Origin of the sequence: Pseudomonas zanjanensis, assembly GCF_014268745.2 — a bacterium.
Lineage (GTDB): Bacteria > Pseudomonadota > Gammaproteobacteria > Pseudomonadales > Pseudomonadaceae > Aquipseudomonas > Aquipseudomonas zanjanensis.
The window spans coordinates 3,396,144-3,421,766 of the sequence record NZ_JABWRB020000001.1 but is presented as its reverse complement, the minus strand read 5'-3'; the positions used below and the strand labels follow the sequence as shown (position 1 = coordinate 3,421,766).

Annotated in this window: 28 protein-coding genes; 12 read left to right on the top strand and 16 right to left on the bottom strand. The window is 60.2% G+C overall.

The genetic code is table 11. The annotated features are described in order from the left end of the window. The first annotated feature begins 28 nt into the window (after window positions 1–28). Window positions 29–466: a GNAT family N-acetyltransferase gene (locus HU715_RS14440; RefSeq protein ID WP_186709711.1), complete on the top strand. Its 438-nt coding sequence runs from the start codon at window positions 29–31 to the stop codon at window positions 464–466. A 144-nt stretch (window positions 467–610) separates the two neighbouring features. Here the strand turns inward: HU715_RS14440 and HU715_RS14435 are convergent, their stop codons facing one another. The 3 genes from HU715_RS14435 to HU715_RS14425 form a co-directional block, all read right to left on the bottom strand. Then, window positions 611–1,291, bottom strand: a complete 681-nt coding sequence (locus HU715_RS14435; RefSeq protein WP_186709710.1) for an HD domain-containing protein — start codon at window positions 1,289–1,291, stop codon at window positions 611–613. Window positions 1,292–1,306: 15 nt separating this feature from the next. Next, entirely contained in the window at window positions 1,307–1,699 is a 393-nt protein-coding gene (locus tag HU715_RS14430; protein ID WP_186709709.1) for a hypothetical protein, read from the bottom strand. A gap of 119 nt (window positions 1,700–1,818) precedes the next feature. Next, window positions 1,819–3,279, bottom strand: coding sequence for an L-lactate permease (locus HU715_RS14425; protein WP_186709708.1), 1,461 nt, complete (start codon window positions 3,277–3,279; stop codon window positions 1,819–1,821). A 131-nt stretch (window positions 3,280–3,410) separates the two neighbouring features. Here HU715_RS14425 and HU715_RS14420 point away from each other — a divergent pair, with 131 nt between their 5' ends. After that, window positions 3,411–3,914, top strand: a complete 504-nt coding sequence (locus HU715_RS14420) for an Lrp/AsnC family transcriptional regulator (protein ID WP_186709707.1) — start codon at window positions 3,411–3,413, stop codon at window positions 3,912–3,914. An 8-nt stretch (window positions 3,915–3,922) separates the two neighbouring features. On the opposite strand, the gene HU715_RS14415 is transcribed toward HU715_RS14420, so the two are convergent. The 3 genes from HU715_RS14415 to HU715_RS14405 all read right to left on the bottom strand — a co-directional run bounded on the left by HU715_RS14415 (window position 3,923) and on the right by HU715_RS14405 (window position 6,393). Then, window positions 3,923–4,507, bottom strand: a complete 585-nt coding sequence (locus tag HU715_RS14415) for a P-loop NTPase family protein (protein ID WP_186709705.1) — start codon at window positions 4,505–4,507, stop codon at window positions 3,923–3,925. A 49-nt stretch (window positions 4,508–4,556) separates the two neighbouring features. Further along, window positions 4,557–5,615, bottom strand: a complete 1,059-nt coding sequence (locus tag HU715_RS14410; RefSeq protein WP_186709703.1) for an alpha/beta hydrolase family protein — start codon at window positions 5,613–5,615, stop codon at window positions 4,557–4,559. A 100-nt stretch (window positions 5,616–5,715) separates the two neighbouring features. Next, entirely contained in the window at window positions 5,716–6,393 is a 678-nt protein-coding gene (locus tag HU715_RS14405; protein WP_186709701.1) for a phytanoyl-CoA dioxygenase family protein, read from the bottom strand. 338 nt (window positions 6,394–6,731) lie between these two features. On the opposite strand from HU715_RS14405, the gene HU715_RS14400 reads away from it, so the two are divergent. Continuing rightward, window positions 6,732–7,331 carry a HisS family protein gene (locus tag HU715_RS14400; protein WP_186709723.1) on the top strand — a complete coding sequence of 200 codons (600 nt, stop codon included), beginning with the start codon at window positions 6,732–6,734 and terminating at the stop codon, window positions 7,329–7,331. A gap of 92 nt (window positions 7,332–7,423) precedes the next feature. On the opposite strand, the gene HU715_RS14395 is transcribed toward HU715_RS14400, so the two are convergent. Both HU715_RS14395 and HU715_RS14390 read right to left on the bottom strand, forming a co-directional pair. After that, complete coding sequence (locus HU715_RS14395; RefSeq protein WP_186709699.1) at window positions 7,424–7,684, bottom strand: hypothetical protein; 261 nt, start codon at window positions 7,682–7,684, stop codon at window positions 7,424–7,426. A gap of 174 nt (window positions 7,685–7,858) precedes the next feature. Beyond that, complete coding sequence (locus HU715_RS14390) at window positions 7,859–8,137, bottom strand: short-chain dehydrogenase (protein WP_186709697.1); 279 nt, start codon at window positions 8,135–8,137, stop codon at window positions 7,859–7,861. A gap of 563 nt (window positions 8,138–8,700) precedes the next feature. On the opposite strand from HU715_RS14390, the gene HU715_RS14385 reads away from it, so the two are divergent. The 7 genes from HU715_RS14385 to HU715_RS14355 all read left to right on the top strand — a co-directional run bounded on the left by HU715_RS14385 (window position 8,701) and on the right by HU715_RS14355 (window position 14,322). Beyond that, the gene (locus HU715_RS14385) at window positions 8,701–10,890 is read left to right on the top strand and encodes a GAF domain-containing hybrid sensor histidine kinase/response regulator (RefSeq protein ID WP_186709695.1); all 2,190 of its coding nucleotides are present in this window, start codon (window positions 8,701–8,703) and stop codon (window positions 10,888–10,890) included. A gap of 90 nt (window positions 10,891–10,980) precedes the next feature. Further along, entirely contained in the window at window positions 10,981–11,232 is a 252-nt protein-coding gene (locus tag HU715_RS14380) for a hypothetical protein (RefSeq protein WP_225917600.1), read from the top strand. Window positions 11,233–11,645: 413 nt separating this feature from the next. Then, window positions 11,646–12,056, top strand: a complete 411-nt coding sequence (locus HU715_RS14375; protein WP_186709693.1) for a glycine zipper domain-containing protein — start codon at window positions 11,646–11,648, stop codon at window positions 12,054–12,056. Window positions 12,057–12,446: 390 nt separating this feature from the next. Continuing rightward, complete coding sequence (locus tag HU715_RS14370) at window positions 12,447–12,620, top strand: hypothetical protein (protein ID WP_162893857.1); 174 nt, start codon at window positions 12,447–12,449, stop codon at window positions 12,618–12,620. 70 nt (window positions 12,621–12,690) lie between these two features. Continuing rightward, window positions 12,691–12,894, top strand: coding sequence for a hypothetical protein (locus tag HU715_RS14365; protein WP_186709691.1), 204 nt, complete (start codon window positions 12,691–12,693; stop codon window positions 12,892–12,894). Window positions 12,895–12,982: 88 nt separating this feature from the next. Then, entirely contained in the window at window positions 12,983–13,366 is a 384-nt protein-coding gene (locus HU715_RS14360) for a hypothetical protein (protein ID WP_186709690.1), read from the top strand. Window positions 13,367–13,626: 260 nt separating this feature from the next. After that, on the top strand, window positions 13,627–14,322 hold the full coding sequence (locus HU715_RS14355; protein ID WP_186709688.1) for an HAD-IA family hydrolase: 696 nt from the start codon (window positions 13,627–13,629) through the stop codon (window positions 14,320–14,322). Window positions 14,323–14,408: 86 nt separating this feature from the next. On the opposite strand, the gene HU715_RS14350 is transcribed toward HU715_RS14355, so the two are convergent. Further along, window positions 14,409–15,155 (bottom strand): 3-oxoacyl-ACP reductase family protein, encoded by a 747-nt coding sequence (locus tag HU715_RS14350; protein ID WP_186709686.1) that lies wholly within the window; start codon window positions 15,153–15,155, stop codon window positions 14,409–14,411. 125 nt (window positions 15,156–15,280) lie between these two features. On the opposite strand from HU715_RS14350, the gene HU715_RS14345 reads away from it, so the two are divergent. Next, window positions 15,281–16,204, top strand: coding sequence for a LysR family transcriptional regulator (locus HU715_RS14345; RefSeq protein WP_186709684.1), 924 nt, complete (start codon window positions 15,281–15,283; stop codon window positions 16,202–16,204). Between the two features lie 146 nt (window positions 16,205–16,350). Here the strand turns inward: HU715_RS14345 and HU715_RS14340 are convergent, their stop codons facing one another. The 3 genes from HU715_RS14340 to HU715_RS14330 all read right to left on the bottom strand — a co-directional run bounded on the left by HU715_RS14340 (window position 16,351) and on the right by HU715_RS14330 (window position 19,862). Then, entirely contained in the window at window positions 16,351–17,079 is a 729-nt protein-coding gene (locus tag HU715_RS14340) for an aspartate/glutamate racemase family protein (RefSeq protein ID WP_060741345.1), read from the bottom strand. Between the two features lie 60 nt (window positions 17,080–17,139). Beyond that, entirely contained in the window at window positions 17,140–18,666 is a 1,527-nt protein-coding gene (locus HU715_RS14335) for an NCS1 family nucleobase:cation symporter-1 (RefSeq protein ID WP_186709682.1), read from the bottom strand. 452 nt (window positions 18,667–19,118) lie between these two features. Then, on the bottom strand, window positions 19,119–19,862 hold the full coding sequence (locus HU715_RS14330) for a phosphoadenylyl-sulfate reductase (RefSeq protein ID WP_186709680.1): 744 nt from the start codon (window positions 19,860–19,862) through the stop codon (window positions 19,119–19,121). 173 nt (window positions 19,863–20,035) lie between these two features. Between HU715_RS14330 and thrH the strand changes: the two genes are divergently transcribed. Then, window positions 20,036–20,653, top strand: a complete 618-nt coding sequence (thrH, locus tag HU715_RS14325) for a bifunctional phosphoserine phosphatase/homoserine phosphotransferase ThrH (RefSeq protein WP_186709679.1) — start codon at window positions 20,036–20,038, stop codon at window positions 20,651–20,653. 148 nt (window positions 20,654–20,801) lie between these two features. On the opposite strand, the gene pabB is transcribed toward thrH, so the two are convergent. From pabB to rloA, 4 genes are all read right to left on the bottom strand, one after another. Next, window positions 20,802–22,145: an aminodeoxychorismate synthase component I gene (pabB, locus tag HU715_RS14320; RefSeq protein WP_186709678.1), complete on the bottom strand. Its 1,344-nt coding sequence runs from the start codon at window positions 22,143–22,145 to the stop codon at window positions 20,802–20,804. A gap of 276 nt (window positions 22,146–22,421) precedes the next feature. Further along, the gene (locus HU715_RS14315) at window positions 22,422–23,408 is read right to left on the bottom strand and encodes an alpha-L-glutamate ligase-like protein (protein ID WP_186709677.1); all 987 of its coding nucleotides are present in this window, start codon (window positions 23,406–23,408) and stop codon (window positions 22,422–22,424) included. After that, the gene (gene rloB, locus HU715_RS14310; protein WP_186709676.1) at window positions 23,408–24,940 is read right to left on the bottom strand and encodes an osmotic stress tolerance membrane protein RloB; all 1,533 of its coding nucleotides are present in this window, start codon (window positions 24,938–24,940) and stop codon (window positions 23,408–23,410) included. The genes HU715_RS14315 and rloB overlap by 1 nt, the downstream gene beginning before the upstream one ends. 5 nt (window positions 24,941–24,945) lie before the next feature. After that, window positions 24,946–25,482: a retropepsin-like aspartic peptidase RloA gene (gene rloA, locus HU715_RS14305; protein WP_053186065.1), complete on the bottom strand. Its 537-nt coding sequence runs from the start codon at window positions 25,480–25,482 to the stop codon at window positions 24,946–24,948. Window positions 25,483–25,623: the final 141 nt, after the last annotated feature.

Genomic DNA, 25,623 nt, shown 5'->3' with positions numbered 1-25,623 from the left:
GCCTGTGCAATACCCAGTTGAGAACAACATGAAAGTTCGAAAAGCCTTACTAACCGATGCAGAATCTGTGTCCAGGCTCTTGGGCCAGTTAGGCTACCAAGCCTCGCCGAAGCTAATCCGAGATAAGCTTGAAGCATTAGAACTTAGCGCTCGCGATACCGTGCTGCTGGCACAAGGCGGTAAAAATATTATCGGTGTCATAAGCTTACATGTACTTGAGCTGTTTCATCAGCCGGGTAGGCTCGGACGCATTACCTCGCTTGTCATCGATGAAGACTCCCGAGGACAAGGAGTAGGGGCAATGCTAGTTTCTGCTGCTGATGCATTTTTTATAGAACAACTTTGCGTCCGGGCTGAGGTGACTAGCAGCGACCACCGAATGCAGGCTCACATTTTTTATCAGCAGCAAGGTTACGCGGTCGACGAGCGTCGGTTTGTCAAACGGTATGATTCTTCCGGGGCATAGTAAGTTTAAATTCGACGAGCACGTCACCTTGATCAAGATTCGCAGCTTGATTAGATGGCTGAGTCCCGATTTCCCGAACGACGACGGTCACCGTGATCGAGCGCCAGCGAATTTGAATATCCCTCCGCCGCTTGAATCCAGCCTTCAGTCGAGACGCTCGATGGCTCGTGCAAGATTGGCGCGCGCCTGCTGCTCAAATGCATCGAAGTACGCTGCGGTCGTATAGATCCGTCCACGCGCCAGGAAGCCTTCAAGGACCTGGCGCCGTTTCTGGCGGTACACAGGCAGAGGCACAAACTGATACTCGCGGCGAATTTGTTGGTCGTATTCCTCGAACCGCTCGAACGATGCTCCAAGGATCGCCAGGTCCGTGTCCACCAAGACCGCTTCGTCTGCCGTTGCCGGGGCACCGTCGTGTCGCGTCACCATCACCAAGTCGTAAAGCCTGCGTCGCGTTTCATCGTCCAGGCCGCTATCGCGTGCCACGTCGTCCAACCATTGCGCACTGCGCAACTCGTTGTCGCTGCGAAGGGGGTCGTAGATCGCGTCATGGAACCATAACGCGAGGTCGACTTCAGCGGAGGCCTGGCAGGCCGCGTTGACGTATCGGCGCACCTGAAGGCATTCTTTCAGATGTTGGAGATTGTGGTAGGCGCGGTGCGGCTCGCCGTAGTGTCGAAGGAGTTCTTCGTACGTTTCTCGTGACGCGTCTCTGACGCCAAGCGCCTCCCAGACGCGAGCCCAGGCGGCGAAACCGATGCCATCAGCCACATTGTCGTGTGTAGTGGCCGGGAATAGACCGTTCCCGTCTGGTGGACTCGTCATCGTTTCTTCTCCCCTTTATTGAGCATCACTCGCTGGCGCGTCGTCGGTATCGTCTGCTGGCGCTCCGTAAGGTGCGCCAATCTCGACCCGATCAGCCTTTACCCAACCGGTAAAGTCGTCGCCGCTCTTGGCGATGAAGTTCACTTCCAGCCATGATTCGTCTTCAAGGCTGGAGTAAACGGTGAGGGAGTCGCCGGGTATGACAAAAATCTTCTTATTGGCACAGGCTTCATCGGGCGCTTCGTGGAAATGCAGGCGTCCGGTGCCAATGACTTTGCCTTGCGCCGACGGATGAAACTCCGGCACCGTCCCGGAGATCTTTTCCGCCAGGGCCGAACAGTTAACAGCGGCCTGGCTCAGGCTGCTGAAAAGGCACAGGCACAACAAGATGCTTGAACGCAGATACATCGTGGCGAATCCGTTTGGGGTGGAGGCGTAGGATAGTTAAGTCAGAAACTATTGGGAAAGAGACATGAACCCAAGGGATTGGAAAAAGTGCAAAAGGGGCTCCACTTGCCAACACTCCACTATCCAAACCACCCACTCAGCAACGCCGCGCCCAACGCGACTAACGCGGTATTGAGACAGACCAGCGTGAAGCCAAACCTTACCAGTTCGCCTTCTTCCTTGGCCTGGGTCTTGGCAAGTCCCAGGATCAGCATGACAACCGACAGCGAGCCCAGCGCAGCATGCCCTGCCGAGCTGTTCTGGACGGCAGCCAGCAACAGGCGAGAGGATTCCGGCAACATCGCGATGGCCGGCATGAAAATCGCGTTGCCGCCAACATTCGACCCGGTCATGTAGCCTGACAGCGCGCCAAACAGGGCCACCAGCGACGTCGCGGCGGCGGGTGACAGGCCCGCCAGCAGTTGCATCAAACCCGCGAGGAAGCCGGCCTTCACCATCATCTGCGACATCGCCAGGAAGAAGAAAATGGTCAACAGTGGCCGCTTCGCCCGCGCCACCAGCGCAGCAGGCAGGTTGACGTCGAGTGCTGTCTGGCGTTGTGTGTGGCGCGTGTGAAACCCTATCCCGATCAGCACCAGAACCAGTGCCAGGCCGGGTGAGGCGAGTGGTTTCCAGGTGACCTGGGCGCCCTGTACAACCCAGTGATCTGGCCAAGCGGTGATCGTCCACACCGTCTTCAACGCGACAATGCAGACGATCAGTACCAGATATGGCCATGCCTGACGCGGCCATTGCACCGCACCGCGCTCGCTGTCGTTGCGGCGCAGGCGCCACAGCCCAGCAGAGAGTACCGCAGCAGCCGTCACCAGGCCTGCTGCCACGCCGGCCACTTCCGGCCCCAGCCACCGACTGGCACCGTAAAGCACGCCCACGAACAGCAGCCAGAAAGCGCCCAACGCCCTCCATTCCCGCGAATCACGAACGCCTGCAAGCGATAGCGCGATTGCACTGAGGACCAAAAAAACCGGTGCGCTGGTCAATGCCGAGGTCGCTGCCAGCGCGGTTGCGTCCAGGTGAACCAACGAAGCACCAATGACCGATGCCAGGCCCAGCGTTCCCCAAGGCATGATTGCCATGCCGGTCAGTGCTATCCGTAGCGCGACCCGACGTTCGAAGAGACTGAGCAGCAGGGGCACCGTGGCGATCAACGACACGCCGAAGCCGGTCATCGCTTCGAGCAACGGTGCCAGTCCAAGAACGATAAACACGACTTGATCGCCGCGCCCAAGCCCCAGTGACCGCACCCATTGGCTAAGCGCCAGGTTGACACCCATGCGCTCGATAAAAATCACAAAAACCAGGCCTGGAACGATCACGAAAGCCGTACTTGCAAACAGCACGGCCGTATCTTGAGCAGCGGCCACCATGCTGCCCAGGCGCCACGCGTCGGCAGCGCCGGCGAGCCAGAGCACCATGACCCATACAGTACCTGCAATGGCGGCGTGCACGGGTGGCCGGCGCAGCACGACGAGCATGGCTGTCACCAACAGGACAGGGGAGAGATGGAACAGTGCGAGCATGCCAATAATATCCTGTGTGTGTTGCGACCAAGGCTGCGTACGCAGACTGCTGGCAAGATAATATTTCTCCAGGGTAGATAAAGGGGCGCAGTTTTCTGTTAGTTTTCGAGAAAATTTCTCACAGGTTTACCATGGCAAAAAGCGACGCCGCACTTGAATCGTTGGACAAATTCGACCGTGCCATCCTGGACCTCGTCCAGCGCGACAACACGATGCCGCTGCGCCTCATGGCCGAGCAGGTCAATCTTTCCACGGCCGCCGTTCAGCGCCGTATCAAGCGGATGGAAGCGGGGGGCGTCATCACGGGCAACGTCGCCATCGTGGATCCCACCGCCGTAGGGCGGCCGATCACGATCATTGTGGAAGTGATGGCAGAGCGCACTAGCATCGAGGCGCTGGAGGCGATGAAGGCGCACTTCGCGGTGCCCGAAGTTCAGCAGTGTTATTACGTCACCGGCGAAGTGGATTTCGTCCTGGTGTTAACCGTTGCCAGCATGAACGAATACCAGGCTTTGGCGCGGCGATTGTTTGCCGAAAATTCCAACGTGACCTGGTTCAAGACAATCGTGGCGCTGGACCGGGTGAAAGTCGGGCTTGATGTGCCGAGCACGCCGGTGGGAAAAGGGATGGAATAGGGGGGGATTTATTCTTGCTTCCATAAAACGACGTTGTCGTTTTTTTCGACTTTTTGCGGCGGTTCTACGCTAGGTGCCTCCTCTCCGATATTCGACAGAAACAGTTGGATCTGGCGGTTGGACCGCAGACAGATAACGCGACATGTCGATGGGGCCGTTGCTACAAGTTGCTTCATCTTTGCACGCGCCGATTTACGGGTCGCCCACATAAATCTGAAAAACTCCGGAAGGTTCCCTAGCTGCTCTGGGCAATTCTCTGGAAGATCGGGGCGTGGGCGGCCTCGCTGGGTTAACGTTCTGAGAAGCACACGCCAGAACCGAAGTACCGATGAGCGATCAATCCATATCAAAAGATCGGCTCGCGCAATTCGGTTGTCCCAAGTGGCAGAATGACCGCCTTCAAAAATCCATTGTTCGCGTGCCTCGACCTCGTGACAAAGCCGCGTCTTCTCGTCCGGGTTTCGCTCGATCCAACCGGGCTGCCAATGAATAGTGTCAATATGAATGACTGGCAATCCGGTATGTTTGCCCATTTCCCGAGCCAGCGTGCTTTTTCCTGAGCCAGGCTGACCGATAATCATGACGCGCTGCATTAGGCGCCCCTACTCGTTAAATATCCCGATAATCCTGGACGTGTGATCTTCATCTAGCCTCCTTCTCAAGCTCTCCAGTGGATTGCGCCAGAAACTCCGCGATCAGCGACACAACCTGCTGCTGAACCACCCCCCGAGCACGACCGCCATCCCCATCCTGACAAATAATGCCATCCCCCGGCACGTGCTCTTCGAGGATCTTCTGCGCACCAGGCTTGCACATCGACATGAAGCTGAAATGGCTCGCGTCGCTGATCCCGACGTAACGGCTTGTCGCTGGGGGTAGGCGTTTCGCCAGGTTGGCGGACTCCAACTCGGCGGGAAGCTCTCGCGACGGTACGCCAGCCGCAATCACCAGGGCGGGTACAGGCAGGGCGGCCAGGCTCTCATCGGTCAGGCCCCGCGAAAGCCCCAGGTCCAATGTCACCACCGCAGTGACGCGTTTGTCGAGCCAATCAGCGGCCAGCTCGGCCTTCGCTTCAGCGGTACTGGCGGGGTTCATCTGTTCGTAAACGGTGCAACTGGATAACTGCGAATGGGCTTTGCAGTCTTGGGCGAAGCGCTCTGGGTCGAAGCGAGCGCCGGCGATTTCCAGGGCAGTCCAGCCGCCGAGTGAATGGCCCACGGCTGCAATTCGGCCGTTGGCGACCCGACCAAATTTTTCCGGTTGAGCCGTGACCGCATCGATGGCCCGACGCAGATCAACGGGGCGCTGCCATAGCTGCGCCGCTGCTTGCGGGCTGCGGTCATGGGTGGTGCTGCCGGGGTGGTTGATGGCGGCGACGATGTAACCCTTCTGGGCCAAGGCGCTGGCCAGCCAGATCTGGTTGCTCCAGTTGCCCCTGTAGCCGTGGGAGAGCACCACCAGTGGATGTTCGCCGTCCGTTGGCTGCGCGTTACGCACGGCGGAGGCGCCGACAAATACCGCGTTATCGGCGATCAGTTGCGCGGTTGCGGTGGTTGCGCTGGGGTACCAAACGACCATCTCCAGAGCGCGGCCATTGTGCGGATCCGGCAGGGTGGAGGATTGGAAGCCGATGGGGTTTTCGTCAGCGAATGCGGTGGTTGTCAGGCAGGCCAACAGCAGAGCGCCGAGAGCTGTTTTCAATGTCGTTTCTTCCTTGATTAGACGAGGGGGGCTGTTGATAACCCCCGGCATTAAAGCTCAGATTCGAACCGCAGTGCATAACTTTTATCGACCCGGAAATCTAATCCCCAAAAGCAAAATCCGAGGGAGCGAATCGGTCGCGGGTGTCCATCCGAATATTGCGCAGCGCCACGGTTTCCAGGTGTGAGGCGTAGAGCGATTCCGAGAAATAGCTGATCAGGGTGGAGCGACGGCGTGCGCCGATCACGTTCAGGCTGCCCGCGTGCACCAGATCGACATCGAACACCAGGATGTCACCGGCGCTGCCTGAAAGCTGCACGGCGCGTGACTCGTCATTGAAGTCGAAAGGTGGGGCGCCCGGCTCGGGGCGGTGGCTGCCGGGGACGATCCGTGTCGCGCCGTTCTCAGGGCCGTAATCGTCGAAGAAAGCCAAGGCGACAGCGATGTCGCCTGGTCGTTGGGCTGACAAGTCGCGGTGCAATTGTTGGTGGCCGTTACCGGCAAGGGGTTCACGTCCTTCCACTTGGGAGAGGAAGAACCGCTCGCCGATCAATTCTCCTGCCACCGCCAGTAGCTGGGGTAGGCGGCACACGGCTTGAATTGTTGCATCGTCGTCCAGCATCGAATAGCGCCAGTCCATGCCGCGGGGCACTGGCCATTGGTCCGACGGTTTCACGCCGGCATCGAACACGCTGCGCAAGTCAGCCAGCCACTCGGCCGGGATCGCTTGGCGTAGCAGGGCGTAACCGTCCTGATGGAGTTGTTTGCGGTCAGGCATGGTTTTCTCGACGTTCTTGTGTAGATATCTGGAAGGCTAGTCCCGAGCGATTGACGGGCAACGAATCAGCACGAAGAGCCGTACCTTGTAAGCGCCCCCTGAATTGTGCAAGGATCGGCTATGACTCAATTTATTCCAAGCAATCACCATCATCACGGACCTCACCCAGAGTGCCGCGGTTGCTCATACTCATCGATTGATCAGAATTCGAAACATCCATTCTGACCCATCAATGAAACAAACCAAGGCGCCGACGGCGCCTTTTTTATTGGTTGTAAAAAGTGAGATCGGAAAAATGACTATGCTTCGCGGAACCCGAATAGTGACTGGAAAAGAAGCTGTACTCATGCGAGAGCTGGAGGGGCGCTTTCGGAGCTATCTTCATCGATGCAGGGGCTGAGGAGGCCATAGTTCCTGCGTTGTGGGGCCAGGACACGTTTATAGAGAAAGCCGGCGGGAGTGAAATAATCGGGCAAATGTGGGCTTTTGACGACAAGGCCGGACGTTCTTGTTGCCTCATCCCAGAGGCCACCGCGCTTTTTCAGGAGCGCAATGATTTACTTCTCGGATCACGAGAAGAAGCGATGTTTTTTTACGTGGCGCGTTGTTACCGGTATGAGCGACCTCAAGCGGGTCGGTATCGCGAGTTCACTCAACTGGGACTGGAAATTCTTAGCCCCACGCCGAATCTGGCATTACAGCGTAGCCAAGCAATTTGCATCGGTTTTCTTGACTCGCTGGGGCTCGAATACGAACTCAATCTATCAGTGAAGCGTGGATTAAGTTATTACCTTGAAGGGAATGGGTTTGAGGTGCGTTGTCCGGTGTTAGGGGCACAGCAGCAGGTTGTCGGCGGTGGAGCCTATCGAGAGGGGGCAGGATTCGGCATCGGTCTTGAGCGGTTAGTGCTTGCTTCTGAGATGACTCGGAGTTCTTGACTCAAGGCGCCTCCGTCAGGAGGCGTTTTTCAAACCAACTAGTAAATTTTGAAGATAACCTGCGGTTTCGGAATCACTGAGCGGATCAACACTCATGCGCTACGTTTCTTGGCGCGTCTTCTTTCTTGAAGGTACTCACCTTGGAGCGTCAGGATCTCAGACTTGCTCAGAATGCCTTTTCTCTTGAGATTGACGAGCAACTGTTCGACGTTATCCAGTTCGACGACGTCGCCGGTCAGACGGGTAATGGTCGCGGCCATACGACTGATGGCGTCAAGCTCAGCAGTAACATTGTGGGTTTCAGCAAGCCTGCGGACCTGAGTTGCGACACTGTCGGTAGCGGTGTGCGTCATTGGGGAGTCCTCTACTACAGCCAAACCATGACATGGAGCTGTTTTCTTTTGTGGCGAGGGAGCTTGCTCCCGCTTGAGTGCGCAGCGCTCACAAAAGGGGCCGCTGCGCAGCCCAGCGGGAGCAAGCTCCCTCGCCACAGGTTGTCGGATAGCAGGTTTATTCGGCGGGCAGACTTATAGAGTGGAACCGGCCGGTGCTGCATCCAATCGTCGGGCAATCACATCCATCACGTCACACCCATCACGCAGTGGGATGCAGCACAGTTGTGCCAGGTCCTGAAGGGTTGCGGGGTCGATGGTCAGTTCATCACGCATCGCCAAGTTCTCCAGGAACTGGGTGGCGGCACGGATTCGGTAGGCGGCTGAGTCGAGCAGGATGTGTAGTGGGGCGGTGGTATCGACGTAGAGGGGTTGGTCGTCGGCGTTGCTGGTGAGGCCCATATATCGGTTCATATCAATTCCTTGTGTCATGAATGAACTGCCACACTTTGTCGCCAAACAAAGGGTGACAGCTGTACGCAGGTTGGCGAACCGGTGACACAAGGAGCCGGCAGACCCGAAGGTCTCCCGCGCACAGCTGCCATAAAGCAGTTTCTGTGAGCACGAGTGTGCTTCTGCCACAGCAGAAAGCACCGTTGCACTTGTGTCAATCGAGTCGCCAAACCCGGCCGCCATTTGGGCGACGCCAAGACTATAGTCGCCACCGCAAAAAATACGCAAGGGATTGATAGGGAAGGGGATTCCCAATCATATGTAGGACGTTGCCATAGCCCTGAGTATCTGAGCTGTATGTCTTACAACCAGGCAAGCCCCTCACGTACATCCGGCCAAAACACAACGATTTGTAGGATATTTCTGTAGCCTCATCGCCCATATCTGCCCGTTACCCCCCATTTACCCCCCGACGCATCCCACATTCCAATCGCGCATTCCCACCCCGCGCGGGATAATACGGCCCTGCCTGGGGTCACAAGCTTTCCCCTCGTTGGTATTGGCGTCTCAGAAGGATCGAACGCATGACAGATTGGCTCCAGAGCTACGGAGAAATGGCTGAACGGGTCCGCCGCCATCCTTGGGAGGGCACGTCGTTGGGGCCGCCAGGCCAGTGGCCCGATGTGTTGAAGACCACCGTGGCGCTGAGCCTGGCCTCGCATTTTCCCCAGGCCATCGTCTGGGGCCCGGACCTGATCACGCTGTACAACGATGCGTTCCTGCCGATCCTTGGCAGCAAGCCCGAGGCGCTGGGGCGAGGGTTCGATGAGGTGTGGCAGGAGGTCTGGCGCGATATCGGGCCAATCGTGCAGGCCGCCTTCGAGGGGCAAGCCACTTATATAGAGAACTTCCCCCTGATCATCGAGCGCGGCGGCGGTCCTGAGCAGGCCTATTTCACGTTCTGCTACAGCCCCATCCGTGACCAGTTCGGCACGGTGGTGGGCATGCTGGATACGGTCACCGAGACCACTTCCACGGTGTTCATGACCCAGCGGCTGGCGGTGTTGGATGCCATCGGCACCGCCGTGGCGAACGCCACCGACCCGCAGGCCATCATGGCGACCACCACGCGGATCCTGGCGGCGCACTTGAACCTGTCCAATTGTGCCTACGCCGACATGGATGAGGACGAGGACGGTTTCACCATTCGCGGCGATTGGGCCCGGGTGGGCTCGCCGCATATTCTTGGGCACTATCGGCTGGCTGATTTTGGCCGACTGGCGGTCACGAATCTGCGGGCCGGCAAGCCGCTGGTGCTCAACGATAATCTCAAGGAGCTGCCGCCGGAGGAAGCGGCGGCGTTCCAGGCCCTTGGCATCGCGGCGACCATTTGCGTGCCGTTGATCAAGGGCGGGCGATTGACCGCGCTGATGGCGATTCACGACAAGACGCCGCGGATCTGGTCGTCCAACGATCTGGCGCTGCTGATGGAAGTTACCGAGCGCTCCTGGGCCCACATTGAGCGCGCCCGTGCCGACGCCGCTGTGCGCGAAGGCCTGGCGGCCCTGGCCGAGTTGAACGCGACGTTGGAGGAACGGGTCGAGGAACGCACCACGCGGTTGAAACAGACCGAAGCGGCGCTGCGCCAGTCGCAAAAGCTCGAAGCCATCGGCCAGCTCACCGGCGGCGTGGCCCATGACTTCAACAATTTGCTGACAATCATCCGTTCTTCGGTCGATTTCCTGCGCATGCCCAACCTGTCCGACGATCGCCGGCAACGCTACATGACGGCGGTGTCCGAAACGGTGGAGCGCGCCTCCAAGTTGACCAGCCAGTTGCTTGCGTTTGCCCGGCGCCAGCCCTTGAAGCCGCAAGTCATTGACGTGGGCAAGCTAGTGCAGAGCCTGGGGGACATGCTGCAAACCGTCACGGGGGCGCGGATCCAGGTCAACGTCGAGCTGTGCGATCGGCCCTGTTACATCCGTGCGGATTTGAGCCAGTTCGAGACGGCGCTGATCAACATGGCCCTCAACGCCCGGGATGCCATGAATGGCCAGGGCACGCTGTGGCTGCGGCTCAGCTGTGGCGGTGGCATGCCGCCGATCCGTGGTCATGCCGGGGCCGGGCAATCCTTTGCCGCCATCGCCTTGGCCGATACGGGTACGGGTATAGACGCGCAAGTGCTCGAGCACATCTTCGAACCCTTCTTCACCACCAAGGAAGTGGGCAAGGGCACGGGGTTGGGCTTGTCCCAGGTGTTTGGCTTCGCCAAGCAGTCCGGTGGCAACGTCGATGTTTCCACCGTGGTGGGCGAAGGGACGGTGTTTACCTTGTACCTTCCGGAAGTGGAGCCCGAGAAAAACCACGAGCCGGTCAAGGAAGAACACACGCCCCTGGTGCTGGAAAAGGGCAAGCGTCGGGTGTTGGTCGTGGAAGACAATTTGGAGGTGGGGCGTTTTGCCAACCAGATCCTCCAGGACCTGGGCTACGAAACCGCCTGGGCGACCAACGCCGAAGAAGCGCTGGAGATGGTCGGCCCGGATGCGATGGCGTTCGACGCGATATTTTCTGACGTGGTGATGCCCGGCATCAGCGGGATTGCCCTGGCGAGAGAACTGCGCCAGCGTCGCCCGGACCTGCCGGTGGTGCTGACTTCTGGTTACAGCGAAGAGTTGGCCCACAGCGGTCATGAGGGCTTCGAGTTCTTGTCCAAACCCTATTCCGCCGATCAGGTTTCCCGGGTTTTGAACCGGACGATGCTGGGCGCTGAATGAGTGTTTCCTTTTTGAAACAGTGAGTTCCATTCGTCGGCGAAGGGTGTTGTTGAATCAACAGTCTGTTGATGACCGACTAGTCTCACTGTCGTGAAGGTCGATATTGTCAGGCAACCGGTTGTTGCCGGTATGGACCTCAATGAAAGGGGAAAGGCAATGGGAACACCGTACAGCGAGGAGCACGGAGCCGCATATCCGATCAATGAAGGGTTGCAGTGTGGCCAGTCGACCTACCATGCAGACTTTGGCGATGAGCCGATCAAGTCCATCAGGACGAAGGTGGCCAAGGTGGAGCGAGGGGAGAAGGCCAAGTTTTTGCCCAGGGTTCCGGTCAAGAAGTGACGACGAGTTGTGGGCAGAGATCGTTCCCGCCGGGGCTGCGCAGGAGCTGTGTAGGAGCTGTCGAGTGCAACGAGGCTGCGATCTTTCCTCTGACAATTGAGTCTCAAGCGAAAGATCAAAAGATCGCAGCCTTCGGCAGCTCCTACAGGGATATCCCGGTCTTTACATAAATATTTTTCATCTTTTCTCAAACCGCGGTTTCTTTCACGTTTCTTTCACAAGCAGGTACGTACTCTGAGCTCATCCGTTAGAAAGCAGTACCTGCCCGTTTCCCCAGCGGGCTTTTTTTTGCCTGTCATAAAATAATCCGCCGTTTCGTTGTCCAACCGTCATGGCTGACGTTGTGTGGCGTAAAATCGCGCCCGCACGCATCGGCCATTTCTCCCCGATGCGGCATTCTTGAGGTTTCTATCATGCGTTTGACTTTGTCCACCTTGTTACTGGGGTTAGTGGTTGCCCAGGGCGCGATGGCTGCCGGCGACGGTACCGCCGCGGTCGGCGGTGGTCTGGGCGGTGTGTTGGGCAACGTGGTCGGCCAGCAGATGGGCGGCAGCACAGGCGCCGCGATTGGCGCCGGTGTCGGCGGCGCAGCCGGTAGCGCCGTGGGCGCGCGCAAAGGCAGCCGCACGGAAGCCGCCATCGGCGGTGGCCTGGGCTCGGCCGGTGGCTCGATTGTCGGTAACCGCCTGGGCGGCTCCACCGGCTCCACTATCGGCGCAGGCATCGGCGGCGCGGCGGGCGGCGCGTTGGGCAGCAACCTGTCCAATGACAACGACGGTCACTCCGGTGGCAAGAAGCACAAGCACAAGAGAAAGCACCGCTAAGCGGAGGCTTGGATGAATGGATCCGGCCTCATGCCGTGATGCTGTTCAACTGGAAAAAACGGCGCTTCTTTCAGAAATGAAAAGCGCCGTTTTTTTTGGGGCTTCTTTTGATGCCTAAAGCAAGGGCAACAAACAGCGCCAGCCGCTATGTAACAGCGGCACCGCCATCGCGAGCAGGCTCGCTCCCACAGGGGATTTGGGGTGTTCGTAACATCTGCGTACGACACAAAAAAACTGTGGGAGCGAGCTTGCTCGCGAAGAGGCCAGCACATCCAACATCGTCATCGACTGTGACACCGCCTTCGCGAGCAAGCCCGCTCCCACACAGGGGAACGATTGCCGCCCCCCCGCCTCAAATTCATACATCCATCAGCAATCGCGAGGTGTGTCATGACGCCGGAAACTGAAGGCAAGGAAGAAAAAGGCCCGACGGGCGTTCCCTTCATCAATGACCCAGGCCCCAACGACCCAGGCAATGAAGACCCCGGTTCGCTGATGGACGACGCACAAGTGCCCTTGCTCGACGATGAGGACGCTGAACTTGAGGACGAATCCTACAAGTGAAAGCGCTCAAACGGATCGCCTGGTTCTTTAAGCTGCAGAACAGGTGCGTTCACCTGCCAGGAGGTTATATATGACTGTCCATTCGCCCGCCCGCGACGACGAAGAAACCCCGGAATACCCACTTCCGTCGCCCACCAACCCGCTGAGCCGCGACCAGCTGCCGCCCGATGACGAAGCGGGCGTCGAGCAAGTGCCCAGCGACGACGAGGATGTCGAGGCGACCCCGGATGATCCGGACATCGCCGGTGAAGACGCCTCCGGCAAGCCGAGCTGATCGACAGCCCCGCCCGTCGATCCAGTGGCACCATCGACCCTTCACGCATGCCACACATCAGGTAAGTACCTTGAAAAGGAGACTCACCATGATGAAGTCCAACATGACAGCGCTGACACTCGCCGGGATTCTTTCGGTCAGTTCGTTGGCCGCTTTCGCACAATCTTCCAGCGGCACGCCTCCCGTGGACAAGGGCGGGATGCCACCTTCTTCGGAAATGGAGGCTGGCTCAACGTCCGGTGCCAGCGGTAACGCCTTGCCCCCAGGCTCCGTCGGTGGTGGCAATGGCGGCGATGCCAGCGGCAGCAGCACCAGCCCCGGCACCGGCAGCGGTTCGATGAGTGGCGGCAGCACGATGGGCGGCGCCGACGCCGGCGGTGGCACCAGCGGAGGAACCGGTACCAGCGACAGCGGTGGCAGCTCGGGCGGCAGCGGCTCGGGATCGGGCGGCTCCGGCAGCTCGGGTCAATAACCGCTGCATCGTCATCCAAACCGATCCGCTTTTGTGGCGAGGGAGCTTGCTCCCGCTGGGGTGCGAAGCAGCCCCACGATATTACGGTCGCTGCGCAACCGAGCGGGAGCAAGCGCCCTCGCCACAAAACCCGTCCATGGATTTCCCATTGCCGGTTCCAAGCCCCCTTCGTTATCCTGCTGAATCCTTTAAGGCGAACACGCTACCCTGGCGCACCTGAGCCATCCCTGGAATGTTGTGTTGATAACGGATCAGATGCGATGAATGCACCGCTGAAAGAGTTTGGCCCGATCAAGGCTGTGATTTTCGACATGGACGGGCTGTTGTTGGACACCGAGGGGATCTACACCGAGGTGACTTCCATCATCGCCGAGCGCTATGGGCGCACGTTCGATTGGAGCGTCAAACAGAACATCATCGGACGCGGGGCTGTGGACTTGGCCAATTACGTCGTCCAGGCGCTGGAATTACCGATCACGCCCCAGGAATTCCTGGCCATTCGCGAGCCCTTGATGCGCGAGCGTTTTCCTCACGCCCTGGGCATGCCTGGCGCCGAGGAACTGGTGCGGCATCTGAAGGCCCACAACATTCCGATAGCGGTGGGGACCAGTTCGTCGAGCCCTACGTTCGAGCTGAAAACCACCTTGCACCGGGACTGGTTCGCGCTGTTCGATTGCATCGTGACGGCGGATGACCCCGAAGTCGGCGCGGCAAAACCGGCACCGGATATCTTCCTCACCGCCGCCCGGCGCCTGGGTGTCGAGCCGCGCGATTGCCTGGTGTTCGAGGATTCCCCGTTCGGCGTGACGGCCGCGAAAGCGGCTGGCATGACCGCCATTGCCATTCCGGATTCGGCCATGGCGGACGAAAAATACGCCCATGCCGACGGGATCATCCGCTCCTTGAGGATGTTCCAGCCAAGCCTTTGTGGTTTGCCGGAGTTGGAATGGGCCTGAAAAAGAGGGCCGCTGCGCGGCCCAGCGGGAGCAAGCTCCCTCGCCCCATGGGATGAAGCCATGACCGGCGTTTTTCCATGCCTGGATCAGGCGCCGAAACCACCGTCTATGGTCAGGCTGGCACCGGTGATGTAACCGGCTTCCGGCCCGGCCAGGTAGGCGACGAAACTGGCAATTTCATCGACGTTGCCGTAGCGACCGACGGCCATCAGCGACATCAGGCTCGAGGCGAAGTCGCTGTCGGCCGGGTTCATGTCGGTGTCCACCGGGCCGGGCTGCACGTTATTGACGGTGATGCCGCGCGGGCCCAGGTCACGGGCCAGGCCTTTGGTCAGGCCGACCAGCGCCGATTTACTCATGGCGTACGTGGCGCCTCCGGCGAAGGGCATGCGGTCGGCATTGGTACTGCCGATGTTGATGACGCGACCGCCTTCGGTCATGTGCCGCGCCGCCGCCTGGGTGGCGACGAACACGCTGCGCACGTTGATGGCCAGGGTCTGGTCGAAATCTTCGAGTGTGAATTCCTCCAGCGGTCCCATGGCCAGCACGCCCGCATTGTTGACCAGGATGTCCAACCGACCAAACGCCTCGACCGTGGCGGCGACGGCGTTACGCACGGCGTCGGCGTCGGCGCTGTCGGCCTTGATTGCCAGGGCCTTGCCGCCCGCTGCGGTGATGCTGTTCTGCAGTTCTTCAGATTTCGCGCCGGAGCTGACATAGGTGAAGGCCACGGCGGCGCCTTCTGCCGCGAGGCGTTTGACGATGGCGGCGCCGATGCCGCGCGAACCGCCTTGGACCAAGGCGACTTTACCGTTCAGTGCTGGGTTACTCATGATGTTCTCCAAAGTGTGCCGGGGCGAGATGCCGCGGTGATGGAGCGAGTATCAAGAAGCGGTCATGGGCTGTGTAGACCGTCGTTGCTATAGTCTGTCTAAACCAAAAGTTTAGAGTGGCGCCCATGGAGACCTTTAACAGTATCGAATGCTTTGTGCGCAGCGCCGAAGTCGGCAGCTTTGCCGAGGCGGCGCGACGCTTGAGCGTGACCCCGGCGGCGGTGGGTAAAAGCGTCGCCAAGCTGGAGGCGCGAATGGGCGTACGCCTGTTCCAGCGCAGCACCCGCAGCCTGCGGCTGACCGAAGCCGGCCAGTTGTTCTTGACGGAGGTCGGCAGCAGCTTCAACACCATCCAGAACGCTGTCGCCAACCTGGCCAGCGCTGGTGGGCAACCGGCGGGGACGCTGAAGGTGAGCATGGGCACGGCGTTCGGTCGATTGTATGTCGTGCCATTGCTGGGGGCGTTTCTGCGACGCTACCCGGCGATCAACCCGGATTGGCATTTCGATAATCGCCAAGTGGACCTGATCGGCCAAGGCTTCGATGCCGCCATCGGCGGTGGTTTCGAGCTGCCCCAAGGCGTGGTGGCGCGCAAGTTGACGGTGGCCCATCGGGTGCTGGTGGCCTCTACGGACTACCTGCAAACCCATGCCGTGGTGAAAGAGCCGGACGATCTGTCACAGCACCAGGGCATCCTGATTCGCTCGCCACAAACCGGGCGCGTGCGTTCCTGGCAGTTGACCAGCCGCAGCCGCGAACACAGCCCGCTGACGCTCAAGACGCGCATGACCATGAGCGATTCGGAAGCCGACTGCGCGGCCGCGGCCCAAGGCCTTGGTATCGGCCTGGTGAGCATGCCGATCGCCATGCCTTTTCTGGAATCCGGGGCGCTGCAGCGGGTATTGCCGGACTGGTACGTCGATGATGGCAACATCTCCATCTACTACGCCGAGCACAAGTTGCTGCCGGGCAAGACCCGGGCGTTCGTGGATTTCATCATCGAGCAGTTTGCCGAGCAGGGGTTGGCGCGGCGGTTTAGTGCGGTTTGAGCCAGGCTTCGGACCGAGTCGCCCCCTTCGCGAGCAAGCCCGCTCCCACATTTGATTGTATTGATCAAAAGATTTGTGTACGACACAGATCTTCTGTGGGAGCGGGCTTGCTCGCGAAGGGGGCGCCTCGGTCTAAAGTCATGCACTCACCGCCCAAACCGCCCCGGCCAGCCAATAATGGTCTTGGGCCGCGGCGTGGCATAGGTGCGCACTTTCGACGTCGACAACCCCAACCGCACCAGCGATTCGGCAATGGTCACCGCCGCCGTCACCCCATCGACCACCGGCACCCCGGTGCGCTGGCGGATCTGCTCATCAAGCCCGGCCATGCCGCCACAGCCCAGGCAGATCACCTCGGCCTTGTCCTGGCTGACTGCCAGCTCGGCCTGCCGGACGATGGCTTCAACCGCCCGCTGCGGATCCTGCTCAAGCTCCAGCACCGCCAGGCCACTGGCCCTTACCGAAGCGCAGCGGTCGAAAAGGCCGGACAGCTTGAGCCGGTCTTCGATCAGCGGCACGGTGCGGTCCAGGGTGGTGACCACCGAATAGGCATGGCCGAGGAACATGGCCGTGCTGGCGCCCGCATCGGTGATGTCCACCACCGGCACGTTCAGCAGTTCCTGCAGGCCTTCACGACCGTGTTCGCCATAGCCGGCCTGGATCACCGCATCGAACGGCTGGTCGTAGGACATCACCCGGTCCATCACCGCGATGGCCGCCAGGTAGCTTTCAAAATTGCCTTCGATGGAATCGGCGCCGAAATGTGGCGTGAGCCCGACGATCTCGGTGCCCGGCGCGGCGACGGCCTGGGCCTGGCGGGCGATGGCTTGGGTGATGGATTCGGTGGTGTTGACGTTGACCACGAGAATTCGCATGAGCTGTCCTCCTTAACACACAAAAGTAAGCGGCCCGAACCGGGCGGGCCGTTCGGGCGATCAATGATGAACGTTATCCACAGCGATGGACTCACCGCTGACGTCCTCGTAATACGGCTGGCGCTTGGCGATGATCAGGTACAACAACCCTGCAATCGAAGCGCCAATCAGCCAGGAAAACGGTGATACTGCGTCAAAACCGGGCACCAGGGCCAGGATGATGGCGATCAGCGCGGCCGGAATGAATGCCGCCACGGCACGCAGGTTGACCCCGTTGCTGTAGAAATACGCACCGTTTGGGTCCTCGCTGTACAGTTGCGGCACGTTGATGCGGCCTTTTCGCAGCAGCCAGTAGTCGACCATGATCACCCCGTACAACGGCCCGAGCAGGGCGCCGAGGCCGGACAGGAAGTACACGATCACCAGCGGGCTGTTGTAGAGGTTCCACGGCAGGATCAGCACGGCGATCGCGGCGCTGATCAGCCCGGCGCGGCGGAAGGTCAGGTACTTGGGCGCCAGGTTGCTGAGGACAAAGGCCGGGGCGACGAAGTTGGCCATGATGTTCACCGCCACGGTGACGATCAGGAAGGCCAGGCAGCCAAGCACGAGGAAGAACGTGTTGGGAATCGAGGCAATGACCTGGGTCGGGCTTTCGATGATTTGCCCGTTGATTTGGAACTGCGCGCCGCAGAGCAGGATGGTGATCCCGGCAAACACCAGGATGTTCACCGGCAGGCCCCAGAAATTGCCGACGATGATGGTCCGACGGCACGGCGAGGAGCGGGCGAAATCGCAGAAATTGAGAATCAAGGTGCCGTAGATCGACAGCCACAGCGCGCCACCGGCAAAAATATTGCGCCACATTTCGCCTCCGGTCAGCGGCTCGCGAATTGACCAGGCAATGGTGGCGTCGGCCTGGGTGTACATCCACCCGGCGAGGGCCGCGACGGTCACCAGGATCACCGGGCCAGCAAAGCCTTCATAGCGGCGCACCATCTCCATGCCGTAGGCCAGGATCACCAGTTGCACGAACCAGATCGCCACGAAACACACCCAGCCCAGGCTCGACAGGCCTAGGATCGAGTCGCGGTCGTAGTCGGCGAATCCCGGGTGGATCGCCACCAGCAACACGCGGAACACCACGGACGCCAGGTAGGTCTGGATCCCGAACCAGGCGATGGCGATGACCGCGCGGATCAGCGCAGGAATCTGCGCGCCGTGGATGCCAAAGCTGATCCGGCTGATCACCGGGAACGGCACCCCGGTTTTCTGGCCCATGTAGCCGGACAGGTTCATGAAGCCATACACCAGCGCCGCGCCGATCCCCAGGGACAGCAAGATCTGCCAGCCGCCCAGGCCCAAGGCATAGAGGCCGATGGCGAAGGAGTAATTGGCGATGTTGTGCACGTCGTTGGTCCATAGGGCAAAGATGCTGTAGCGGCCCCAGCGGCGGCCTTCGGCCTTGGTCGGCGCCAGGTCCTTGTTGTGCAGCCTCGGGCTCAGTGCCAGGGACGCGGTGTGGTCTTCGAGGGCGGGGGTGGAGGAGGACAGATCCAGCGCGATGTTATTGGAGAGACTTGTACGCATTCCGGCAGGCTCCTGATTCTCGGCGCTGCGATGACTGTGCATGAGCGCGAGGCTCGACAAATCTTCGTCGCGGCGGGCGAGCATCATTGGTTACGGGGCATCTGCAGCCTGTACGGGATAGGGCGCTTCAGGCTTGCGGATCTAAAGTGTGTGTATGTTTTATAGATGTTGTATACAAAACACTTATCGACTCAAGCCATATTTATGCCACTTACGGATCTATCCGTTGCAGCACTAATTTCGTTTTGTTATGGGTTTTAAATAACTAGCTGAAATACCGTGATTTAAAACTGACCGTTTAAACAGGTATTTATTTTTTTGCGAACGCCAGTGAAGAAGGGAGAACAGATAACGCGGGAGGGAAGGTGTAACCTTTCGGGGCAGTTACGAAGTAAGTGCACACAAAAATGGCACTTGTGGTGACATTTTTGTGTACAGAGTCTGGCGCTCGCTTAGACGCTCTTGGATTTGGCAATGATGTTGCCGGCGTGCAGCCCGCATTCTTTCTGCGTGGCTTCTTCCCACCACCAGCGGCCTTCGCGCTCGTGTTGGTTCGGCAGCACCGGGCGGGTGCAAGGTTCGCAGCCAATGCTGATGAAGCCGCGTTCATGCAGGCTGTTGTAAGGCAGTTCGAGCATGCGGATGTAGCCCCAGACTTCTTCGCTGGTCATCTGCGACAGGGGGTTGAATTTGTACAGGGTGCGCTCGGGGGTAGAGAACGCCGTGTCGATTTCCAGCACCGCCACCTGGCTGCGGGTGCCGGGGCTCTGGTCGCGGCGCTGGCCGGTGGCCCAGGCGCGGACATCGGTCAGTTTGCGCCGCAGCGGCTCGATCTTGCGGATGCCGCAGCACTCGCCATGACCGTCCTTGTAGAAGCTGAACAAGCCTTTTTCCTTCACGAAGGGTTCAAGTTTCGTGTGGTCCGGCGACACCAGTTCGATGTCGATCTTGTAGTGCTCGCGCACTTGGTCGATGAACCGATAGGTCTCCGGGTGCAGGCGACCGGTGTCGAGGCTGAACACCTTGACGTTCTTGTTCAGTTTCCAGGCCATGTCCACCAGCACCACGTCTTCGGCGCCGCTGAAGGACAACCACAGGTCATCGCCGAATTCGGCGAAAGCCAGCTTGAGGATGTCCTGCGGGGACTTGTTGGCATAGGTCGTGGCGAGTTCCACGACGTCAAACGATGGGCTCATCAGGGCGGTTTCCTACAGGTCGGTGGCGCTGGGCGCTCTATATGGGGCTGATGGTAACAAAAGCTGTCGGGGCTGGCGCGTCCCTGTGCGTTGCGCGGGCTTCGACGAATGGCTAGAGTCGGCAGGCCTTTTGTTCGCTCAACCGATAAACATCAAAAAAATGGGAGTGTCTTGTGGAAATTGCCTGTCTCGACCTGGAAGGTGTGCTGGTCCCGGAGATCTGGATCGCCTTCGCTGAAAAAACCGGGATTGAATCCCTCAGGGCAACCACTCGGGACATTCCCGACTACGATGTGCTGATGAAGCAACGGTTGCGCATCCTCGACGAACATGGCCTCAAGCTCTCCGATATCCAGGAAGTCATCGCCACCCTCAAGCCGCTGGACGGTGCCATCGAGTTCGTCGACTGGCTGCGCGAGCGCTTCCAGGTGGTGATTCTGTCCGACACGTTCTATGAGTTTTCCCAACCGCTGATGCGCCAGCTGGGCTTCCCGACCTTGCTCTGCCATCGCCTGATTACCGATGACGGCGGGCGGGTGACCGGCTACCAGTTGCGTCAGAAAGATCCCAAGCGTCAGTCGGTCCTGGCCTTCAAGAGCCTGTACTACCGGGTGATTGCGGCGGGGGATTCCTACAACGACACCACGATGCTGGGCGAAGCCGATGCCGGGATTCTGTTCCATGCGCCTGAGAATGTGATCCGTGAATTCCCGCAATTCCCGGCGGTGCATACGTTTGCCGAGTTGAAGCAGGAGTTCATCAAGGCTTCGAACCGCAATCTCAGTTTGTAAACCCAACCCCCTGTGGGAGCGGGCTTGCTCGCGAAAGCGATGGCCCAGCCGGCAGTAATGTTGACTGACACACCGTCATCGCGGGCAAGCCTTGCTCCCACAGGTGGCACCACACCAGCCTGTGGGAGCAAGGCTTGCCCGCGATGCTTTAGAGGTTCTGCAAGGTTTCGAGCAACACCCGAACCTTGGTAATCGACTCCTGATACTCGGCCTCCCAATCCGAGTCCGCGACAATCCCGCCACCGCCCCAGCAGCACACTTGTCCATCCTTGACCAACAGGCTGCGGATGGCGATGGAACTGTCCATTTCCCCGCGCACGTCCAGGTACAGCAACGAGCCGCAATACAGCCCGCGCCGGGTCGGTTCGAGTTCGTCGATGATTTGCATGGCGCGGATTTTCGGCGCGCCGGTGATCGAACCTCCGGGGAAGCTGCCCGCGATCAGGTCCAGGGCGTCTTTATCCACAGCCAGTTCGCCCGTCACGCTGCTGACCAGGTGATGCACGTTGGGGTAGCTTTCCAGGCTGAACAACTCCGGCACCCGCACCGAGCCGATGCGGCAGGTGCGGCCCAGATCGTTGCGCAGCAAGTCGACGATCATCAGGTTTTCCGCCCGGTCCTTGGGGCTGGCCAGCAGCTCGGCGGCGTGGGCCGCGTCGTCCTCGGGCGTTGTGCCACGGGGGCGGGTGCCCTTGATCGGACGGGTTTCGACCTGGCCTTCGCTGACCTTGACGAAGCGCTCCGGGGACAGGCTCAGCACCGCGTCGCCCTCCGGCAGGCTCTGGAAACCGGAAAACGGCGTTGGGCACGCCGCCCGCAGCGCCTGGTAAGCGGCCCAGGCGTCACCCTGGCAAGGCGCGCGAAAGCGTTGGGCAAAGTTGACCTGGTAGCAGTCGCCGGCCTGGATATACGCCTGGATGCGTTCGAACGCCTGTCGATAGGCGTCGGCGCTGAGGTCCGGCGTCATCGGTCCTTCAAGGCTGAACGGCAGAACGGGCGCCGGGGTCGGCTGGCTGAACAGTGTAATCAGGCGCTGGCGTTCGCCTTCGCCGCAATGGGGGTGGAACACCAGTTGGCTGGTACCCGCCTGATGGTCGCTGACCAGCGCCCAGTCGTACACGCCGAAACGTGCGTCGGGCAGTTGCAAGTCGTCCTGGGCGTGGGACGGCAGGGTTTCGAGGTGCCGGCCGAAGTCGTAGCTCAAGTAGCCGATCAGGCCGCCGGCGAAGGGCAATTGCACCGTGGCCGGCAGTACCGCGTCGCCCAGTTGCGTCAGATGAGTACGCAGGCGTTGCAGGAAATCGCCGCCGCTCTCGTTCGGCAACACCGCCAGTTGTGCCAGCGGCCAGGCGCTGAGCAGGTCGTAACGCCCACGCTCGGCGCTTGGCCGGCCACTGTCGAGCAGCACGCTGCCGGGAGCATGACGAATCGCCGCGAAGTATTCGGCGGGGTTGGCGCGGTAGGGCAACGGGTGTACGGAGCAGGTTGGCATGGGCGGGGTGGGTCGGCCGTTCAGGCGGGGGAGCGATTGTAATCCCCTGTAGGATTTGCTCCTAGGGGGATGTCGGTATTGAACAGGTCTGAAGCTTCAATGAGACCCGTGGCGAGGGAGCTTGCTCCCGCTGGGCTGCGAAGCGGCCCCCTGGGCAGTTGAGCGCATCATTCTGATACACCGAGGTGCTGGGCTTTGGGGTTGCTGCGCAACCCAGCGGGAGCAAGCTCCCTCGCCACAGGGTTCAACCTTCAGCTTCGGTTTTCATCCTCAGCTTCACCCCTCAACAGGCGGAATATGCCCAAACAACTCCTGGGCAAACGCCACGCGCTCTTGCGCGGTTTCGATAACGCCGCGGGCCTGGAGTTCTTCCAGGCGGGCTTCCACCGCGTGGGTGCGCAAGGTCAGGCCGCAATCGTTGGCGATCTGGATGTTCAGGCCCGGGCGGGCGTTCAGCTCCAGGATCAACGGCCCTTTCTCCTGGTCCAGCACCATGTCGACGCCGATGTAGCCCAGCCCGCACAGTTCATAGCAACCGGCGGCCAGTTTCATGAAGCCGTCCCAGTAGGGCAGTTGCACGCCGTCCACCGCGTTGGTGGTGTCGGGGTGTTTGGTGATGATGTTGTTCAGCCAGGTGCCGCGCAGGGTCAGGCCGGTGGCGAGGTCGACGCCGACGCCGATGGCGCCCTGGTGCAGGTTGGCCTTGCCGCCGGACTGACGGGTCGGCAAGCGCAGCATGGCCATCACCGGATAGCCCATCAGCACGATGATGCGGATGTCCGGCACGCCTTCGTAGCTGATGCTCTTGAAGATCTGGTCCGGCGTCACGCGGTACTCGATCAGCGCCCGGTCACGGTGCCCGCCCAAGGAATACAGGCCAGTGAGGATGCTGGAGACATGGTGCTCGATCTCCTCATGGCTGATGATCTTGCCGGACACCGTGCGGTAGCGGCCTTCGAAGCGGTCGGCGATGACGATGATGCCGTCGCCGCCCGCGCCCTGGGCCGGCTTGATGACGAAGTCGGTGCGCCCGCCGATGATCTCGTCGAGCTTGTCGATTTCCTTCTCGGTGGAGATCACCCCGTACAGCTCCGGCACATGGATGCCGGCGGCGATGGCCCGTTCCTTGGTGATGATCTTGTCATCGACGATGGGGTACAGGCTGCGCTTGTTGTACTTGAGCACGTAGTCGGCATTACGCCGGTTGATGCCCATGATGCCCCGGGCTTCCAGGGCCTTCCAGGTCTTCCAGAAGCCGAACATCAGGAGTCTGCCTTGAGGAAGGCCTTGAACCGCACCAACTCGGTCAGGCGGTAGCCGCGATAACGACCCATGGCCAGCATGAAGCCCACCAGGATCAGCAGGATCGCCGGGAAGGTGAACACGAAGTAGACCAGTTCCGGCACGCTCATGATCAGGTGCGCCAGGGACGCGGCGAACAGGGTGCCAATGGCGACTTTCATCGCGTGGCCGGCGCCGCGCTCTTCCCAGGTGATGGACAGGCGTTCGATGGTCATGGTCAGGATCACCATTGGGAACAGCGCCACCGACAAGCCGCGCTCCAGGCCCAGCTTATGGCTGAACAGGCTGATGGCGGCGATCAGCACCACCACGAACGTCAGCACCACCGAGAGCCTCGGCAGCATTTGCAGCTTGAGGTGCTCCAGGTACGAACGCAGCGACAGGCCCAGGGTGGTGATCACCGTGAACAGGATGATGCCGAAGCCCAGTTGGGTTTCGCGGAAGGCCAGGGCGATCAGCACCGGGGTGAAGGTCCCCAGGGTTTGCAGGCCGATCAGGTTGCGCAGCACCAGGATCACCAGCACGCCAATCGGGATCATCACCATGATCATGAAGGTTTGCTGGGTCTGTAGCGGCAGGCCGTAGAGGGAATATTCGAGGAAGTTGGCGTCGGTGTTCTCGTCCGTCAGCTTGGCCAGGCGAATGGCGTTCATTTCGCTGTTGTTCATGCTGAAGGTGACGGTGGCTTTCTTGCCGCCATCGACGGTGATCAGGTTTTCATCGCCGGTCCACCACAGCAGGCGGTCGGTGGGCAGGCCTTGTTCGCCGGAGTCCGGGTTGAAATACAGCCAGTCGGTGCCGTTGAAACTGCGCAGCCACAACTCAGGTGTCTGCGGTTGGTCGGCCACCAGGCGGATGGTGTGGACCTTTTCCACCGGCACGTGGGCGATGGATAGCACCAATTCGACGATGCGCGCCTTGTTGGCCGACGAAGGGTCACCGGCCAGCAACAGCTTGACGTTGTCGTCGTTGAGGTTGTTGACCCGCTTAATCGCTTCGCTGATGAACGTCTCGACGTCGGCCGAGTGCTGGCGGATCGGTGCGAGCAGGGCTTCGGCGGCGAGTTTTTCCGGGCCTTCGACGGCGATGCTGTCGCGGAAGGTCGGGCCCTTGACCTTGGTTTTCTCGGCGCTGTAGCGCTTGGTCAGCACCAGGCGGTAATACAGGGTCTGGTTGCCCTTGGCGCGACGGGCCGACCAGGTCACCTTGCGGTTGCCGTCGACCCGGTTCACCGCCACACCGTAGTTATTGGAAATGAAACTCTCGTTGAGGCTCACGTAGTCGCGGCTCAGGGGCGGCACGAACATCTGGATCTTCACCGGATCCTTGGCGTTGGGCACGAACTCGACCTTGGCGTCGATGTTCCACAAGTCGTCGGTGGCGTCTTCGGTGACCGGGATGCCGAGCACGAAAATCTGATAGGCCGTTACCGACAGGCCCAGCACCACCAGGATGGCGATCAGCATTTTCAGATGGAGGGTAAGGGAGCGCATTGGAATTACTCTGCGGTTTGAGCGGCATTGGCGCAGGCGGGTTTGCCGGCAGCGTATTTAAGACTGGGGTCGACCAGCGCGTCGAAGCGCTTGAGCGCCTCGGAACCGATCAGCAACGGGTATTGGAAGGCACTGCGGTCGGTCAGGTTCACTTCGATGCTGCGCAGGGCCGAGCCCATGCAGATGTCCAGTTCGATGACCGGCCGGGCCGTGTATTTCTTGCCTTCTTCCGGGTCGTAGTCACCGGCGCGGCGCTTGATCTTGCTGACCCGGGCCAGCGGACGTTCGATGGGGTGCGAGTGGGCCGCGTCGATGGCCAGGTAAAAGCGCACCCAGGATTCGCCATTGCGCTTGAAGCGCTTGATGTCCCGGGCACTGAGTGAGGCGGTCTTGGCGCCGGTGTCCAGCTTGGCGGCGACCTCCAGGTCGATGCCCTGCAGGGCGGCATATTCGTTGAGGCCGTACACGGTTTTTTCACCCGCCACGGCAAGCCCCGGCAGGCACATGAAATAGAAAGCAGCAGATAAGGGCTTGAGTGTCATAGATCCTGGTGCGCAGCGTTCCGTTTATCGGTTCAGGCCCTGGCATTACTGCACAAGCTCCCTAGGCAGCCTTTCTCTATAAAAGGAGAGCGGCGAATAACCGCGGCATTCTAGCACGGTGGTTTTCTGACGCCACCGCTG